Origin of the sequence: Aureimonas psammosilenae, from assembly GCF_009176975.1 — a bacterium.
Lineage (GTDB): Bacteria > Pseudomonadota > Alphaproteobacteria > Rhizobiales > Rhizobiaceae > Plantimonas > Plantimonas psammosilenae.
This window is the reverse complement of sequence record NZ_WEZG01000007.1, coordinates 188,980-204,526: the sequence shown is the minus strand read 5'-3', so window position 1 is coordinate 204,526 and position 15,547 is coordinate 188,980. Positions and strand designations below refer to the sequence as shown.

Sequence of the window (15,547 nt, the reverse complement as noted above, 5' to 3'; positions counted from 1 at the left end):
ACATGCGAAGGGACGATCGGTTCCCTGAGCATTCAGAAATCGCGCCCGCCCGCGACAGTGCGACCGCGCGCGACCACCACGCCTTCGTCGGGATCGAGTTCCAGAACAGGCCCCAAGCGCTCGGACGGCCGCCCGAAACGCGTCGACAGGAGCACCGTGCCGCCGACGAAGGAGCCGAGATCCACCGACGTCGGCTCGTGGCCGAGATTCAGGGCGACGAGCAGGCGCTCGCTTTCGTGGACGCGTTCGAAAACGAGGACATCGCCTTCGCCGCGAAGGAGACGAAAGGCGCCGAGATGAAGCGCCGTCCATCGGCGGCGCAGTGCGATCAGCCGCCGGTAAAGCGCCAGAAGCGAGGACGGGTCATCGCGCATGGCCTCCGCATTGCGGCTTTCGCGATCCTCCGACAGGGGAAGCCATGGAAGCCCGGCCGTGAAGCCGGCATTCGGGCTTGCATCCCATTGCATGGGCGTGCGCTGGGGATCGCGCCCGAAGCCGAGCCCCGGCTCGTTGCGCTCCCACGGATCGCGAACGCCATCGGGCGGGATCGCCACCTGCGTCAAGCCGATTTCGTCGCCGTAGTAGAGCGTCGGCGTGCCGCGCAATGTCAGGAGAAGCATGGCCGCGACGCGGGCTTGCGGCTCGCCGACACGGCTCGCGATGCGCTTCTGGTCATGATTGCCGAGCACCCAGTTCGGCCAGCCGTTCGCGGGAAGCGCCCTCTCGTAGGTCTCGATCAGCCGCGCCAGATTGGGCGCGTTCCAGGCGGCATGGATGAGCTGGAAGTTGAAGGGAAGCTGCGCCCCCTCCCCCGCCTTGCCGTAATAGGAAACGAGACGCTCCACCGGCAGATAGATCTCACCGATCAGCAGGCGATCCTCGCCGAACTCGGACAGGACGCTGCGCATCTCGGCGACGACCTCGTGCACCTCGTCCTGGTCGGTGGAATGGGTCTGGAGCAGGCGGTCGATCTCCGGCATTCCTTTGCGCCAAGCGGGGTTCGGCGGATTGTCGGTGAAGGCGGCATCCTTCACGAGATGCCAAAGCACGTCGACCCGGAAGCCATCGACGCCGCGCCGCAACCAGAAGCGTAAGGCATCGTACATGGCGGCGCGAACTTCGGCGTTGCGCCAGTTGAGATCCGGCTGCTCCTTCAGAAAGGCGTGGTAGTAATATTGCCCGCTCGCCTCGTCGTATTCCCAGGCGCTGCCGCCGAAATTCGACAGCCAGTTGTTCGGGGCCGAGCCGTCCGCCTTCGGGTCGCGCCAGATGTACCAATCGCGCTTGCGCGACTTCCGACCCTGCCGGGCCTCGCGGAACCAGGGATGGCGGTCGGAAGTGTGGTTCGGCACGAAGTCGAGGATGACGCGCATACCGCGCCGATGCGCGTCTTCCACGAGCGCATCGAATTCGCGAAGGCTCCCAAACAAGGGATCGACGTCGCAATAATCGGCGACGTCATAGCCGAAATCGGCCATGGGCGAGGGATAGATCGGCGAAATCCAAAGGGCGTCGACGCCAAGTTCGTCGAGATAGCCGAGACGGTGCCGGATGCCGTTGAGATCGCCGGTGCCATCGCCATCCGTATCCTGGAAGGAGCGCGGATAGACCTGATAGATCACGCCGCGCCGCCACCACTCGATCTCGCCCATGCGTCGCCGGTCCCTTGGTTTCCTGACAGGGGACATAGGCCGGCGCGCCCATGCTTCACGAGGCGCGAAAGGTTAGGGGCGAAAAACTGGGCGGCGAGGCGGGATCGACACCCTTGTCTTCCCCGGTTGAATCGGCCAGCATTTCGGCACAATCCGCGCGCGGATCGAGGCTCGCCACGACGAGCAAGCGAAAGGTCGCGAATGTTTCGAGGCGGAAGGATCGAAGGCGGCGCGACGGGTTCGGCCTGCCGACGAGGAGATCGCGCGGGACGGCTCCGCGCTTTTTCAGGCGAAGGACGCCCGCCCATCCGCATGAAGGGGCGAAAGCGGCGGCTGTTGCTGCCGGCCGTTCTCGGCGTCCTGTTCGCGGCTCCATCCGTCGCGCAGGAAGCGGGCGCGCCGGAGCGTGTCGACATCAAGGAAAAGCCCTGGACCGCCATTGGACAGGTCAACAACAGCGCCTATGGACGCTGCACCGGCATCCTCCTGTCGCGCGAGGTCGCGGTGACGGCTGCCCACTGTCTGTTCAACAAGGGAACAGGCCAGTTCATGCGGCCGCAATCGATCCATTTCGTGCTCGGCTACGACCGCGGGGCCTATGCCTTCCAGACCGTCGCGCGCGAGATCAAGCTCGGCCCCGCCTATGACCCCAAGGCCCCGACGGACACGATCGCCGACGATTGGGCGCTGTTGTCGCTCCAAGAACCGGCGCCCGAAGGAACCGCCTTCGTGGAGCCTGCGCCCGGTCGGCTGGAGGAAGGCGCGAGCCTCATCTCGGCGGGCTTTGCCCAAAGCCGCCTTTACGCGCTGACGGCGGTGCGGCCCTGCCCGGTTCTCGGCCAAGGACCGCACGGAACGCTGGCCGTCGGCTGCCGGATCGAGCACGGCTATTCCGGCGGCCCGCTTCTCGACGAGGAAGGCCGCTTGGTCGGCATCCAAGTCGCGGGCGGGAAGACGCAAGGGCGCGACTTCGCCCTCGCGGTTCCCGTCGCGTCCTTCGCCCTCAGGAAACCTTGACGGCGACGGGCGCAGGCCCCTTGGCTTCGATCACCACGCGATCGAGATCCGAAGCGCCATAGGGCTTCCTGAGGATCACGGCACCTTCGAGGCCCGGCGCGCTCGGATCGCCGGTGGCGAAGACCACGGCCACATCCGGCCGGATGCGGCGCGCCTTCTCGGCAAGCTGCGGACCGGACATGCCGGGCAGGTTGACGTCCGTCACCAGCACCTCGATCGGCGCCGCTTCCAGCGCGACCAGCGCGTCCTCGGCGCTTCCCGCCTCGATCACCACATGGCCGGCTTCCTGCAGCATGTCGGCCGAGTTCATGCGGATCAGCGAGTCGTCTTCCACGAAAAGCACCGTGCGCGGCGTGAAGGATCGCTGCTGAACGGCCTCCGTCGGACGGGCGGAGGAAAGGGGCGCGGCGTCGGATCGCGCGGGGCCGGCGGCTTGGCGCTGCTTCTCGTTGGCCAGAACATGGCGCACCTTCCGCGCCAGGGCTTCGCGCGTATAGGGCTTCGACAGAAGCTCCAAGCCGGCATCCAGCCGCCCGCCATGGACGATCGAGTTTTCCGTATAGCCGGAGGTGAAAAGCACCGCGACGTTCGGCAGGCGCTCCTTGGCCTTTCGCGCCAGTTCCGGGCTCTTCAGCGTGCCGGGCATCACCACGTCGGTGAAAAGGAGGTCGATCGGAATGCCGCTTTCCACGACCGACAGGCCGGACTGCGCATCCACCGCCTTCAGAACGCGGTAGCCGAGATCGGTGAGGAGTTCCACCACCGTGTCGCGCACTTCCGCGTCGTCTTCCACGACGAGGATCGTTTCCTGGCCGCCGACGACCGGTTCGCTCGACAAGCGCACCTCGACATCCTCGGCCCCCACCGCGCGCGGCAGGTAAAGGCGGATCGTGGTGCCGTGCCCGACCTCGGAATAGATCTTCACATGGCCGCCGGACTGCTTCACGAAGCCGTAGACCATGGAAAGGCCGAGGCCCGAACCCTTGCCCTCGGCTTTGGTGGAGAAGAAGGGCTCGAAGACCTTCTCCATCACCTCGGCGCTCATGCCGCAGCCGGTATCGGACACGGCGAGCATTACGTACTGGCCGGGCGTCACCTCGCTGTGGGCGCGCGCGTAGGTGTCGTCGAGATGCGCGTTGCCGAGTTCCACCGTCAGCTTGCCCTGGCCGTCCATGGCGTCGCGCGCGTTGATCGCGAGGTTCAGGAGGGCGTTCTCGATCTGGGTCGGATCGATGAAGGTGTTCCACAGGCCGCCGCCCATCACCGTCTCGATCTCGATGCCCTCACCGATGGCGCGGCGCAGCATGTCGTCCATGCCGCGCACGAAGCGGGTGACGTTGACGACCTTGGGCTCCAGCGCCTGACGGCGGCCGAAGGCGAGAAGCTGGGAAGCGAGCTTGGCGCCGCGCGACACGCCGGCCATGGCGTTGGCGACCCGCCGCTCGGCGCGGTCGTTGCCGGCGATGTCCTTGGCCAGAAGCTGCAGGTTCCCGGACACGACCTGAAGGAGATTGTTGAAATCGTGCGCGACGCCGCCCGTCAGCTTGCCGATGGTTTCCAGCTTCTGCGCCTGCGCCAGCGCCACTTCCGCCTGCCGTCGCTCCTGAATGGCCGACACGACGCGGTTTTCGAGCGACTCGTTCAAGGCGCGAAGCTGTTCCTCGGCGCGTTCACGGTGGCGGATCTGCCGTTCCAGCCGATGCGCGTGGTCGGTGAGCGAGGTTTCGGCGGTGCGCTGCTCGGTGATGTCGGTATGGACGCCGACCCATTCCGCGATGGCGCCGTCCTCCCCGAAGGTCGGGACACCGCGAATGGAGAAGTCACGCCAAACCCCGTCATGGCGAATGACGCGGTGTTCGCAGATGAACATCGATCGGCCGGCGACCGCCTCGTTCCAGGCGTCGATGGTCCGCTGCCTGTCGCCCGGATGCACGGCCTCGGACCAGCCGTGGTTCTCGTATTGCTCGCGGGTCTGGCCGGTGAGCGCCGCCCAACCCGGTTGCTCGCCGAGCATCCGGCCATCGGCGCTGTTGGTCCAAAGCACGCCGTTCACCGCGTTCATGGCGGCGCGGAAGCGCTCGTTGCTGGCCAGGAGCTCGCGCTCGGCCTGCACCTTTTCCGTGGTTTCGAGAACCGTGCAAAGAACGCCGGCCACCACGCCGTCGTCGCCCCGGATCGGGGTATAATAAAGATCGAAGACGACCTCCTCCGCCTGCCCGTGACGCAGCATGGTCATGCGCTGCTCGGGATAGCTCTGGACCTCCCCCGCCAGCCCTTTGGAAAGGACCACCCTGTTGAAGTCCCAAAGCTCCTTCAGAACCTCGGCCACGCGCCCGCCCATGGCGGCAGGGTGATAATTGCCGAGAATCCGGGAATAACTGTCGTTGTAGACCATGACATGGTCTGGGCCCCACATCAGCACTTTCGGGATGAGGGAATTGACCACCGTATCCACCGCGCCGCGCAGATGCGCCGGCCAGCTTTGGCGGCCCCCAAGCGAGGTCGCAGACCAGTCCAGCGCCCTTACCAACGCCCCCGCCTCGCCACCGCCGGCAGGCCAAACCGTCTTCACGGAATCATTCAAGCTCACTGGCGCACTAGTCCTTGTCGCGGCGCTTCGCCCTTCCGATCCTCGAGAAAGAACGGTCGGGTCGCCTCTGGCTCCGATGCGGGGAGGAAGTTGTATGAGCGGCTCCCGACAACGTGTCAACGGAAGCTTACGGGAACCTCGCACGCTCAAAAAGAAGGGTGAACGGGGGTGCCCGCCATGTCCTTGCGACGGCTAATGAATTTACTGAGCAATCGGTTCTCGTGCCATCCGTGCCCGGCCACAATTCCGACGCGACCGCATGGCTGCCTTTGTCGCAGGGACGCGGGAGACTGAAGCACATGAGCGAAAAGGCTTTGGCCGAAGGCGTTGCCGCCTATGCCGCGGGGATGGCGCGTAGCGCCAATCCGCACGACGCCGACAGCGGGGACTGGATGTCCTGGCGCGACGGCTACGAACAAGCGCGGGCGGTGGCCGAGCGCCCACCCGCCCTGGTGGCCCCGGCCGCCCTGCCGGAAATTTCGAGCCCTTGAGCGAGTTCGACCTTTCGCGCTTTCTCGACGCCCAGGCTCCCGTGATCGAGGGGGCGATGGAGGAACTGCGCCGGGGCCGGAAGACGAGCCATTGGATGTGGTTCGTTTTCCCGCAGATCGCGGGTCTCGGCCGCAGTTCGATCGCGCAATTCTATGCGATCGGCTCGCTCGACGAGGCGAAAGCCTTCGCGCGCCATCCGGTGCTGGGGCCCCGGCTCATGCACTGTACCCAACTCGTCAATGCGGTGGCGGGGCGATCAGCCCACGAAATCTTCGGCTCGCCCGACGACGTGAAGTTCCGCTCCTCCATGACGCTGTTCGAGCGTGCGGCCGACGACCCTCGGCCCTTCGCAGAGGCAATCGATCGCTTCTTCGATGGAACACGGGACGAGGCGACGCTGAACCGGCTTTGAACGCTGCGTCGCCGGGCGCGCGGCTTTCTCCTCCTCGCGCGCTGTGACAGAAGCGAATGCCATCCAGTGCCACGGCGGACCTCATGACTGCGACCCTCGAACTCGGCCTCGACACTTTCGGCGACGTGACGGCCGGGGCGGACGGTCATGCGCTGGCGCACGCACAGGTCGTGCGCAACGTCGTGGCGCAAGGACGGCTCGCCGACGAGAGCGGGCTCGACTTCTTCGGCATCGGCGAACATCACCGCGAGGACTACGCCGTTTCCGCGCCGGACGTGGTGCTCGCCGCGCTCGCCGCTTCCACGAGCCGCATCCGGCTCGGCTCGGCCGTAACGGTTCTGTCGTCCGACGACCCGATCCGCGTGTTCCAGCGCTTCGCCACCCTCGACGCGGTGTCGAACGGCCGGGCGGAAGTCATTCTCGGGCGCGGCTCCTTCACGGAATCCTTTCCGCTTTTCGGCTATGACCTTTCGCAATACGAGGCGCTGTTCGAGGACAAGCTCGACCTCTTCGCCAAGCTGGCGGCCGGCGGCGCGGTGACGTGGCGCGGGCAAACGCGCCCGCCCCTGGAAAACCAGCGCGTTTTCCCGACCGTCGAGAAGGGCCGGCTCGTCACCTGGATCGGCGTCGGCGGTTCGCCGGAATCGGTGGTGCGCGCGGCGCGCTACGACATGCCGATGATGCTCGCCATTATCGGCGGCAACCCCGCCCGCTTCCGCCCTTATGCCGATCTCTACCGCCGGGCGTTCAACGAATTCGGCCGGCCCGTGCGGTCGATCGGCGTTCATTCGCCGGGCTATGTGGGAACGAGCGACGAGGCGGCGCGCGACGAGTTCTTTCCCGATTATCAGCGCATGCATGCCCTGATCGGCAGCACGCGCGGCTGGCCGGCGCTGTCGCGCGCCGACTTCGACCGCGAGGCCGACCACGGTTCGCTCTATATCGGCTCGCCGGAAACGGTGGCCGCCAAGATCGCGGCGACCGTGAAGGCGCTGGGCCTTTCCCGCTTCGATCTCAAATATTCCGCCGGCCCCTTGTCCCATGAGAAGATGATGCGCTGCATCCATCTCTATGGGACGAAGGTCGCGCCGCTCGTGCGCGACATGCTGGCCTGACGCGAAAACCCGTCAGGCGGCGTCGTCGATCGCCGGCTGCTCGGGCGGCATGGCGCTCGGCGCGAAGGCGCGGTTCCAGGCATCCAGCGCCGAAATCTTGTAGGCTTCGGCGAGCGTCGGATAGTTGAAGGTCGAATCGATGAAGTAGTCGATCGTGCCTTTGAGGTTCAGAACCGCCTGACCGATGTGGATCAGTTCGGTCGCGCCTTCGCCGATGATGTGGACGCCCAGAAGCCGGCGCGACTTCTTGGAGAAGATCATCTTCATCATGCCCGACTGAAGGCCCATGATGTGGCCGCGCGAGGTTTCACGAAAGCGCGCGACGCCGCATTCGTAAGGGATCTTTCGCTGCCGGACTTCCTCTTCGCTCATGCCGACCGTCGACATTTCCGGAACGGCGTAGATGCCATAAGGAAAATGCTCGGGCGGAGACTGAGGCTGAAGGCCGAAGGCATGGAGCGCGGCGAGGCGTCCCTGCTCCATCGAGGTGGACGCCAGGCTCGGGAAGCCAATCACGTCGCCCGCGGCATAAATGTGCGGGACGGCGGTCTGGAGCGTCTTGGGATCGACCGACAAACGGCCGCGATGGTCGGTGGCAAGCCCGGCCGCTTCGAGGCCGAGCCCCTCCGTCGCGCCCATCCGGCCGGCGGCATAAAGAAGAACATCGCTGGTGACGTCCCGCCCGCTGGCGATGCGGCAGATCGGTCGGCCGGCGGAATCGAACTCCACCGCCGTCACCTCCGCCCCGAGGCGCAGGGACACGTTGCGGTCGCGCAGCTCGTGCATGAACTCCTCGATCAGTTCGCGATCGATGAAGTCGAGGAAGGTGGCGCGGGGCTCCACCAGCGTGACGGCGATTTCCAGCGCCGAGAAGATCGTCGCATATTCGACGCCGATGACGCCGGCCCCGACCACGGTCATCGAGCGCGGCAGTTCCTCGAGCTTCAGGATTTCGTCGGAATCGAACACCGTGCGACCGTTGAAGGGCACATGCGTCGGCCGGTGCGGTCGTGTTCCGCAGGCGATCAGGAAGCGGTCGCCCTCGAAATGCTCGGCTTCGCCGTCGCTTGTGCGGCGTACTTCGATGCGGTGGGGCGACACGAAGCGCGCTTCGCCCTGCACGGTCGCCACGCGATTGCGCGCGAACTGGTGGTCGAGAACGTCGACCTCGTGTTCCAGCACCTTGGCGCCGCGCTGCCAGAGATCGGCGGCGGAGATATCCTTCTTCACGCGATAGGCGGCGCCGTAGAAGCCGCGCTCGCGCCACCCGGTGAGGTTCAGCACCGTTTCGCGCAGCGCCTTGGAGGGGATGGTGCCAGTATGCACCGACACACCGCCGACGCGCTGGCGCTTTTCCACCACCAAGGCCCGCTTGCCGAGCTTGGCGGCCTGCACGGCGGCGCGTCGGCCGGAAGGCCCGCTGCCGATGATGATCAGGTCGAAACGGGACATCGCGAAGTCCGAAAGCTCATGGGTTGTTTGTCGCCCGGAACTATAAGACGACAATCCTTGCTTTCGCCCTACCGCTGCCGCAGTTCGGCGAGGACGATATCGCCCCCGCCGGGGCCGGTCGGATCAGCGCGTCGCGTCCACGATCGATTCGCGCTCGGCCGCGGCTTCGTCCACGCCCTCGACGCTGCTGGCGCGGGGAGCGCCGCCGCCGATCGCCTCCCGATCGACCCCGCCGCCGGCGCGGTCCGGGTTATCGCCGCCGTCGGGCGCCGGCGCGGAGCCGAGACGGGCTGGTTTCGGATCGGTCTTGTCGCCGTCGCCGACATGGGCGAGGTCGGCGTCGAGGCGCGGATCGTCAAGGCGGTTCTTGTTGGTATCGGACATGAGGTCGGTCTCCTGCACTCGCTCTTTGAACGAAAAGGCACGGGAGCCCCGAGGCGTTCCGTCGGGTGGGTCGGAGCGCCGCGCCCCGGCCTTCAGGGAAACCAGCTCGTGTCGATGCTCTGGTGGCGGTCCATGAAATCGACCTCCTCGCCCAGACGCTTGGGCGCCAGGACTTCGATCCGCCGCCCGTCGCGGCGGATGTGCCCCTCGTCTTCCAACTGACGGAAAGCCCGGTTCACGGACACCATGGACAGCCCCACCATGTTGCCGATCATTTCCTGGGACAAGGGCATGTCGAAGGAACTCCCGTCGGCTCTGCCGGCGGTGATGCGCAAACGCGAAAGCATCTGGAGAAGAAAGATCGCCAACGCTTCGCGCGCACCCATGCGGCCGATGGCGCGCATCCGATCGATGGTTTCGGAATGTTCGATGGAGGCGATAGAGAAGATCAGAGCGACGAGCCGGGGGTGGGCCTTCATCATCCCGGCCATCAGCACCTTGGGAAAGGGACAGCACACCGCGTCGGTCGCGGCGGCATAGGTCAAGGGCGAGCGAAAGAAGCCGATCTGGTTGATGCCGATGAAGTCGCCCGGCAGGTAGAGTTCCGCCACGAACTCGCTGCCGTCGGGATTGGCCGAACTGCCGTAAACCCAGCCGGACTTCACCACCATGATATCGGCCATCGCGTCGTCGCGCTCGGTCAGGACCTCGCGGCGGCGATAATCGCGCTCGACCTCCTCCAGCCTCGCGAGATGGTCACGCTCGGCATCGGAAAGCTCCATGTAATGTTCGAGCTTCGCCACGAGGCAACTACCTCGTGGAGCGTTGCATTCTGACATGGATGAGATTCTGCCGAAAAGGATGCAATTCCCATTCGTTCTATATCGCAGTTAAGCAGTGTGTCCCCTTTAAGAATGTTAGCCGAGAGGTCTATTCAGGCTGCAAGGGGAACCGCGATGAAGAGATCACCGGAATGACCCCGGATGAAGGTGGCACGATCGTCGCTGCGTCCGGATCGGAAGAAGAAGTCGGCGAACTCGTCCCGACGCTTCTATCGATCGCCAAATCGAGTCGTGCTTTTCTCACCTTGCTTCTGGCCGATGTCGGCCTGCATCCCGGTCAGGACCAGTTGCTTCAGTCGCTGATACCGGGCGAGACGATCAGCGTTTCTGTTCTGGCCGACCAGTTGGCGGTGCGCCCTTCCACCGTTTCCAAGATGCTCGACCGGTTGATCGACCGCGATCTCGTCAAGCGCACGGCCAGCAGCGAGGACGCGCGGCGCACCATGGTCGCCCTGACGCCGGAAGGCGAAAAAGCGCGCAACTCCGTCCAGGAGGTCTGGGATCGGCTGGAAGCGGAACTGAAAAGCTCGTTCGGAGCGGAAGAGTTCGAGACGCAGGTTCGCGTCCTCGGCAAGGTCGATGAACTTCTGACCACCCGCCTGCGCCGCCTGCGTTGACAGGGGGCGGAAGGGCAAGGTCCTAAAGATCCAGCCGGCCAAGGGCTGCGACCGCCGCCCGATCCCCCACGAGAAGAGGTTGGCGCCAGATCGCGGCGCCTTCCTCCGGCGTCCAGATATCCCCGAAGCCGGCAAAGTTCTCCCATTCGGCGGTGGCATTCGACAGACGCGTCAGGACCGACAGGTTCGAGGCGGCCAGGAGCGGGATGCCGCCCGCGACATCCCAAAGATTGGGCGCCTCGAAGCGCGCTCCGGCCAGAAGACCGGCCGCGACGAACGCGCATTCGAGCGCGGCCGAGCCCGATTGGCGCGCCTCGAAACCGACATCGAGCCCGACCGGCACGCGCGGCAGGCCGACGATCCGGCGACGAACGCCGCTGCGATCCACGGCCGCGATCGGCTGCGCCTCGAAATGAAGCGCTCCCCCCTCCACGGCGTGGTAGACGCCCGGTCGCAGCGCGTGGCTTGCCGAACACCAGACCGCGCCGATCACCGGCCGCCCTTCGAAGGCGACGCCGATGGATGCGGCGAAAAGCGGATAGCCGTTGACGAAATTGGCCGTGCCGTCCACCGGATCGATGATCCAGGTGAAGTCCGCACCGGAGCCGCCCGTGGGCGCGCTTTCCTCGCCGATGACGCCGTGATCGGGAAACCGGTCTGCGAGCCGGGTGCGCAGCAGCGTTTCCACGTTCTGGTCGATTTCAGAAACGGGATCGCGGAACTCGGCCGCCGGATCGGCGCCAAGCGCTTTATAACGCACCGCCAGCGCCCGCCCGAGCGAAGCGGTGATCTGCGCCCCGGCAAGTTCGGCCATCTCGACCGCCAGCGCATGGATCGGCGCGAGATCCGGCAGGGTTCGGCTCATGGCTCGATCTCCTTGATTTCCACCCGCGCGGCCAGGACCTCGATATCCCGGAGCCGGCCCGTGCCACGCCCGCCGCGCGTGACGTTCATGGCACCGGCGGCGGTGGCGAGGCGCAAAGCGTCGGCGGGATCGAGGCCGGCGGCGAGCGCGACGGCAAGCGCCGCCGTCATGGAATCGCCCGCGCCCGTATGGTCGCGGCTGTGGATTTCGGGTCCTTTGGCCTCGAAATGCCGATCGCCGAACCGGGCAAGCGAGCCGGCGCCGGCGCGCGATACGACAACGTTCTCGGCCTTGCCGCGCAGCTTGTCCATGGCGGCGAAAAGCTCGGCCGGGCTGTCATCCTTCGCCAGCCCCGCTTCGTTCAGTTCCTCGTGGCTGATCTTCAAAAGGGTCAAGCCCGTCTCGATCGCCTCCAGAACGGGACCGGCGACATCGGCGACGACCCTCACGTCGTTGGCACGCAGGTCCTTCAAGAGACGGTGGAAGAAGTCGGTGGGCAGCACTTCCTTGTCGGGCAGGCCGGTCAGCACCGCCGTGCCGCAGCGCAGCGCCTCGGCCAGCGTGGCGTTGTAGAGGTCGTCGGCTTCGTGACGGTCAAGCGTGGGCGGAGCGACGGTCGCGAGCCGGAGCCGCGTGCCCTCGCGGCGGTCGTCGACATAGCCGCCGTTCGAAGCTTTCACCGGCACGCAGCGAAGCTCGATGCCCTCCGACGCTACAAGCGCTTCGAGAAGCGTCTTGGCCTCGCCGCCGAACGGGCCGACCAGGATCGGGTGCCCGTTGAGGCCCGCCACCATGCGCGCGACCCAGACGGCCTGTCCCCCGGCATGGAAATAAACGTCGTCCGCCCCCGTGGCGTGACGCTCGATCGTCACCGTGAAGATCGGCCAGGGCGCGAAGACGCAGATCCGACCCTTCTCCTTGATCCGTTCCGCCAAGCCGATATCGGAAGAAAAGTCTGCCTGCATCCGGTTCGTTTCTCCCGTGTCTCGCGCGAAAATACGCGGTTCGGAAGGAGGAACTGCGCAACGAAACGGACCGCTCCGTTCGATTTGCCGCTTTTCCGGTCGTCCCCATTCGACGCCATTCGAGGAGCAAGCGAATGGCTCGATTCTTACCGAATGCGGGACGGGAGGCTTAAGCCGGACGCGCTTAAGGTCGAGGCAGGAGCAGGCAAAGACAAGGACCTTTCCCATGCCTCAGATCTGGTTGACCTACGCAGAAGCGGGCGAGTTTCTCGGCTGTTCGAACGCGCAAGCCCGCGCCCATTCCATCTCCATGGGCTGGGACCGCAAGCGCAGCCGCGACGGCCAAAGCCGCTTGAAGCTGCCGCAGGAAGAAGCGGAACAGTTTCTGGAAAGCCATGTGACGCGCCGCCTGGAAGCGCTGCAGGCCTCGTCCTTCCCCGTTCGCAGCCTGCAGGAGCGCGCCCTGGCCTTTTCGGAAAGGCTGAAGCGCTTCGGCTGAGCGAACGCCTCCGGCCCGGCCGCCGTCACCCGCCGCTTTTGAGGGCCTGCGCGGCGAAAGCGTAGCCGCCGGCCGCTCCGTCGATGAAATGGACGTGGTCCTTGGCGCGGGGCGAGGGCACGAAACAGGTCAGCATCGCCTCGTCCTGCCGGTGGGTGCCGTAGCGCAGGAGCCCTTGCGCCTTTCCGCGCGCCAGCATCGCCTCGATCTCGTCGGCGGTCGCGGCACTGCAATCGAGCGTCATGCGCAACCCGTCGTCGAATTTGCGAAAATCGGTGTTGCGGACGATGTCCTGACGGTAGATTGCGGGATCGAAACCGGCAAACGGCCGATTGATGCGCATCGCCGCGTTGGCGACGGCGCTCTTGGCGCCCGAGCGCAGGAAGCTGGCGAAGTTGCGCCCTCCCCGCCGTGCCGCGGCTGTCTTCGTCTCAGTCAGGAAATCCTTCAAGGACCAGCGGATCTTCAACCCCTTCTCATGGATCGGACGAAACTCGCCGTGGCGGCTTTCGGCGAGTTTCAGGAGATCGAGCACGAAGGCGGAAAACTCAGGCAGCCGGTCCCGTTCGCCGGGCACCACGATGAGGGACAGAATCAAGCCGTTGCGCGCAGGCATGCTGGCGAAGCGGCAGGACAGGCCTTCGAGGTCCGGCGGCGGCTCGTCGGCCGGATGGATGGCGAAACGCCCTTCCTTCATGCGCGCTTCCGCCCAGGCGAGCCCGCCCCCGGAGAACATCGCATAAGACAGGTCGGGCGTGATCGCGAAGCGGGCGAGACGAAGGTCGAGACCGGCCTGGCGAATCTCGGCGACCGGGATCGAGGCGGCGCGCAGATCGAGATCCATCGTCGCCCCGACCCAGCGCACCACGCCGGCCAGGGCGCTGCGGCCGGCTTCGGCGAGGTCCGCCGGCAGAATGAAGGCCGCGCCATCGCCTCCGAAGGAAAAGGCGACGCGGCGGGGGCTCAAGGCATTGCCGATCGCCGCGACGATGGCGGCGGCCGCGACGTTGACTTCCTTGTATCGACCTTCCGCGATGGCATCCGTCGAGCCCACCACATCGCCGAGAAACAGCACCGTATCGTCGGGAACCGGGCGATAATGCTCAATTCCTGCGAGATGCAGAAAATGCTCCACCGGCGGAAGATCGGCATAGAAATCGCCGGGCACTCGTCGTTTCCTCGTCTTGCCGGACCTGCCGGTCGGGGATTCCCTTTCGCGCCCTCAGCGCATCTCATTCATGTAACAAGGGGCCGGCCGCCGGGAAGGACCCGAGTTTCCGGCGTGCGGGAAGAGATCGGCCGCTTCTCAGGACTCCCGTCCCCAGGCACGAAGATCCTCGACCAGAAGATCGGGTGCTTCGAGAGCCGGGAAATGCCCGCCATGGGCCATCTGCGTCCATCGGGAGATCGCGAAGGCCTTGGCGGCGTAATCGCGGGGCGGCCAGGGATGGAGCGGATCGCGAAAGCGCGCGAAGGCGGTCGGCACCTCGATCCGCCGTCCCTTCGGCAATTCGCGCAAAGAGGCTTCCTTCGCGGCCGAATAACAGCGGATGGAGGAATGAAAGGCGCCGGTCATGACGTAGATCATGATCGTGTCGAGAAGCTCGTCGCGCGTGAAGACGTCTTCGAACCGCCGACCTTCCAGATCGGCCCAATCATGGAAACGCTCCAGAATCCAGGCGGCCTGCGCGACCGGACTGTCGGACACGGCCCAGGACAGGCTTTGCGGACGGGAGCCCTGCAGATGGCGGTAGCCACCCATCCGCTGCTCGATCTCCTCCATCTTCGTCTGCCACGCGCGTTCATCCTCGCTTTCCGGAGCGTCTGCGGGCTTGGGAAACATCATGGTGAGATGGACCGCGTCGAGGTCGCCGCCGTGATGAAGGGCGAGAAGCGAGGTGACGAGCGCCCCCCAGTCGCCGCCATGCGCACGGAAACGGCGATACCTCAGCGTTTGCGTCATCAGGCTGTGGAAGAGATCGGCGGTCCGGCGCTGGTCGATCGTCTCGGCCGGCTTGCCGGAAAAGCCGAAATTGGGCAGGGACGGGATCACCAGATCGAAGGCATCCTCCGCTCGTCCGCCATGCCGGGAAGGAAAAGCGAGAGGCTCGACGATCTTCCAGAACTCGCGGTGCGAGCCTGGCCAGCCGTGGCTGAGAAGCAGGGGCCGCCGCCCTTCGGCCTCGCCGACGACGTGGACGAAGTGGAGATCGACGCCCTCGACCGTGGCGGTGAATTGCGGGAAGCGGTTGAGCCGCTCTACCGCAGCGCGCCAATCGTAGCCTTGCGTCCAGTAGGCCGTGATCGCCCGCAGAAACTCGCCGTCGCATCCATAGCGCCAGCCCTCCCCTTCGGGCTGCGGCGGAAAGCGATAGGAGCGCACCCGCTCCAGCACCGCTTCGACCGCCGCCTCGTCCCAATCCACCGTGAAGGGTCTTGGATCATTCGCCATGCCAACGTCTCCGCTCGTCCGCGCGACCTTCGACACGGCCGCGATGCCGGGAAGGGAAAGCGGGGGAAGGCGGGAGCCGTTCCATCGGGCTTAAGGCGGTCAGGGGAGCGAGGCGGCGTCCGCTCAAAGAACGGGAAATGAAAAAAGGCCCGGCGTTTCCGCCAGGCCTTTCCTATGCTGCTTGCGTTGTCGC

Annotated in this window: 15 protein-coding genes; 6 read left to right on the top strand and 9 right to left on the bottom strand. The window is 65.8% G+C overall.

Features of this window, described 5'->3' with window-relative positions:
* Positions 1-32: 32 nt before the first annotated feature.
* The gene (locus F9929_RS14565; protein ID WP_152047306.1) at positions 33-1,652 is read right to left on the bottom strand and encodes an alpha-amylase family glycosyl hydrolase; all 1,620 of its coding nucleotides are present in this window, start codon (positions 1,650-1,652) and stop codon (positions 33-35) included.
* Between the two features lie 312 nt (positions 1,653-1,964).
* On the opposite strand from F9929_RS14565, the gene F9929_RS14560 reads away from it, so the two are divergent.
* Positions 1,965-2,669, top strand: coding sequence for a trypsin-like serine peptidase (locus tag F9929_RS14560; protein WP_193227769.1), 705 nt, complete (start codon positions 1,965-1,967; stop codon positions 2,667-2,669).
* On the opposite strand, the gene F9929_RS14555 is transcribed toward F9929_RS14560, so the two are convergent.
* A complete protein-coding gene (locus tag F9929_RS14555) occupies positions 2,656-5,241 on the bottom strand; it encodes a response regulator (RefSeq protein ID WP_235919321.1) in 2,586 nt (861 codons plus the stop codon). The genes F9929_RS14560 and F9929_RS14555 overlap by 14 nt on opposite strands.
* Positions 5,242-5,558: 317 nt before the next feature.
* On the opposite strand from F9929_RS14555, the gene F9929_RS14550 reads away from it, so the two are divergent.
* The 3 genes from F9929_RS14550 to F9929_RS14540 all read left to right on the top strand — a co-directional run bounded on the left by F9929_RS14550 (position 5,559) and on the right by F9929_RS14540 (position 7,278).
* Positions 5,559-5,750, top strand: a complete 192-nt coding sequence (locus F9929_RS14550) for a hypothetical protein (protein ID WP_152047304.1) — start codon at positions 5,559-5,561, stop codon at positions 5,748-5,750.
* Positions 5,747-6,163 carry a DUF1810 domain-containing protein gene (locus F9929_RS14545; protein WP_152047303.1) on the top strand — a complete coding sequence of 139 codons (417 nt, stop codon included), beginning with the start codon at positions 5,747-5,749 and terminating at the stop codon, positions 6,161-6,163. The genes F9929_RS14550 and F9929_RS14545 overlap by 4 nt, the downstream gene beginning before the upstream one ends.
* An 83-nt stretch (positions 6,164-6,246) precedes the next feature.
* Positions 6,247-7,278 carry an LLM class flavin-dependent oxidoreductase gene (locus F9929_RS14540; protein ID WP_152047302.1) on the top strand — a complete coding sequence of 344 codons (1,032 nt, stop codon included), beginning with the start codon at positions 6,247-6,249 and terminating at the stop codon, positions 7,276-7,278.
* Positions 7,279-7,290: 12 nt separating this feature from the next.
* Here F9929_RS14540 and sthA read toward each other — a convergent pair whose 3' ends face one another.
* The 3 genes from sthA to F9929_RS14525 all read right to left on the bottom strand — a co-directional run bounded on the left by sthA (position 7,291) and on the right by F9929_RS14525 (position 9,917).
* Positions 7,291-8,730 (bottom strand): Si-specific NAD(P)(+) transhydrogenase, encoded by a 1,440-nt coding sequence (sthA, locus tag F9929_RS14535; protein WP_152047301.1) that lies wholly within the window; start codon positions 8,728-8,730, stop codon positions 7,291-7,293.
* Positions 8,731-8,853: 123 nt separating this feature from the next.
* Entirely contained in the window at positions 8,854-9,114 is a 261-nt protein-coding gene (locus F9929_RS14530; protein WP_152047300.1) for a hypothetical protein, read from the bottom strand.
* A 92-nt stretch (positions 9,115-9,206) separates the two neighbouring features.
* Positions 9,207-9,917, bottom strand: a complete 711-nt coding sequence (locus F9929_RS14525) for a Crp/Fnr family transcriptional regulator (protein WP_193227768.1) — start codon at positions 9,915-9,917, stop codon at positions 9,207-9,209.
* 170 nt (positions 9,918-10,087) lie between these two features.
* On the opposite strand from F9929_RS14525, the gene F9929_RS14520 reads away from it, so the two are divergent.
* The gene (locus F9929_RS14520; protein WP_152047298.1) at positions 10,088-10,573 is read left to right on the top strand and encodes a MarR family winged helix-turn-helix transcriptional regulator; all 486 of its coding nucleotides are present in this window, start codon (positions 10,088-10,090) and stop codon (positions 10,571-10,573) included.
* A 22-nt stretch (positions 10,574-10,595) separates the two neighbouring features.
* Here F9929_RS14520 and F9929_RS14515 read toward each other — a convergent pair whose 3' ends face one another.
* Positions 10,596-11,438 (bottom strand): inositol monophosphatase family protein, encoded by an 843-nt coding sequence (locus F9929_RS14515; protein ID WP_152047297.1) that lies wholly within the window; start codon positions 11,436-11,438, stop codon positions 10,596-10,598.
* Complete coding sequence (locus tag F9929_RS14510; protein WP_193227767.1) at positions 11,435-12,403, bottom strand: 1-phosphofructokinase family hexose kinase; 969 nt, start codon at positions 12,401-12,403, stop codon at positions 11,435-11,437. The genes F9929_RS14515 and F9929_RS14510 overlap by 4 nt, the downstream gene beginning before the upstream one ends.
* Before the next feature lie 226 nt (positions 12,404-12,629).
* Here F9929_RS14510 and F9929_RS14505 point away from each other — a divergent pair, with 226 nt between their 5' ends.
* Positions 12,630-12,902: a hypothetical protein gene (locus F9929_RS14505; RefSeq protein WP_152047295.1), complete on the top strand. Its 273-nt coding sequence runs from the start codon at positions 12,630-12,632 to the stop codon at positions 12,900-12,902.
* A gap of 25 nt (positions 12,903-12,927) precedes the next feature.
* On the opposite strand, the gene F9929_RS14500 is transcribed toward F9929_RS14505, so the two are convergent.
* Positions 12,928-14,070, bottom strand: a complete 1,143-nt coding sequence (locus tag F9929_RS14500) for a DUF3095 domain-containing protein (protein ID WP_152047294.1) — start codon at positions 14,068-14,070, stop codon at positions 12,928-12,930.
* A 138-nt stretch (positions 14,071-14,208) separates the two neighbouring features.
* Positions 14,209-15,354: an epoxide hydrolase family protein gene (locus F9929_RS14495; protein ID WP_152047293.1), complete on the bottom strand. Its 1,146-nt coding sequence runs from the start codon at positions 15,352-15,354 to the stop codon at positions 14,209-14,211.
* Between the last annotated feature and the right edge of the window lie 193 nt (positions 15,355-15,547).

Coding starts and splice junctions, on each gene's coding strand:
- F9929_RS14565 (WP_152047306.1), bottom strand. CDS start 1,652: ATGGGCGAGATCGAGTGGTGGCGGCGCGGCGTGATCTATCAGGTCTAT.
- F9929_RS14560 (WP_193227769.1), top strand. CDS start 1,965: ATGAAGGGGCGAAAGCGGCGGCTGTTGCTGCCGGCCGTTCTCGGCGTC.
- F9929_RS14550 (WP_152047304.1), top strand. CDS start 5,559: ATGAGCGAAAAGGCTTTGGCCGAAGGCGTTGCCGCCTATGCCGCGGGG.
- F9929_RS14540 (WP_152047302.1), top strand. CDS start 6,247: ATGACTGCGACCCTCGAACTCGGCCTCGACACTTTCGGCGACGTGACG.
- sthA (WP_152047301.1), bottom strand. CDS start 8,730: ATGTCCCGTTTCGACCTGATCATCATCGGCAGCGGGCCTTCCGGCCGA.
- F9929_RS14530 (WP_152047300.1), bottom strand. CDS start 9,114: ATGTCCGATACCAACAAGAACCGCCTTGACGATCCGCGCCTCGACGCC.
- F9929_RS14520 (WP_152047298.1), top strand. CDS start 10,088: ATGACCCCGGATGAAGGTGGCACGATCGTCGCTGCGTCCGGATCGGAA.
- F9929_RS14515 (WP_152047297.1), bottom strand. CDS start 11,438: ATGAGCCGAACCCTGCCGGATCTCGCGCCGATCCATGCGCTGGCGGTC.
- F9929_RS14510 (WP_193227767.1), bottom strand. CDS start 12,403: ATGCAGGCAGACTTTTCTTCCGATATCGGCTTGGCGGAACGGATCAAG.
- F9929_RS14505 (WP_152047295.1), top strand. CDS start 12,630: ATGCCTCAGATCTGGTTGACCTACGCAGAAGCGGGCGAGTTTCTCGGC.
- F9929_RS14495 (WP_152047293.1), bottom strand. CDS start 15,354: ATGGCGAATGATCCAAGACCCTTCACGGTGGATTGGGACGAGGCGGCG.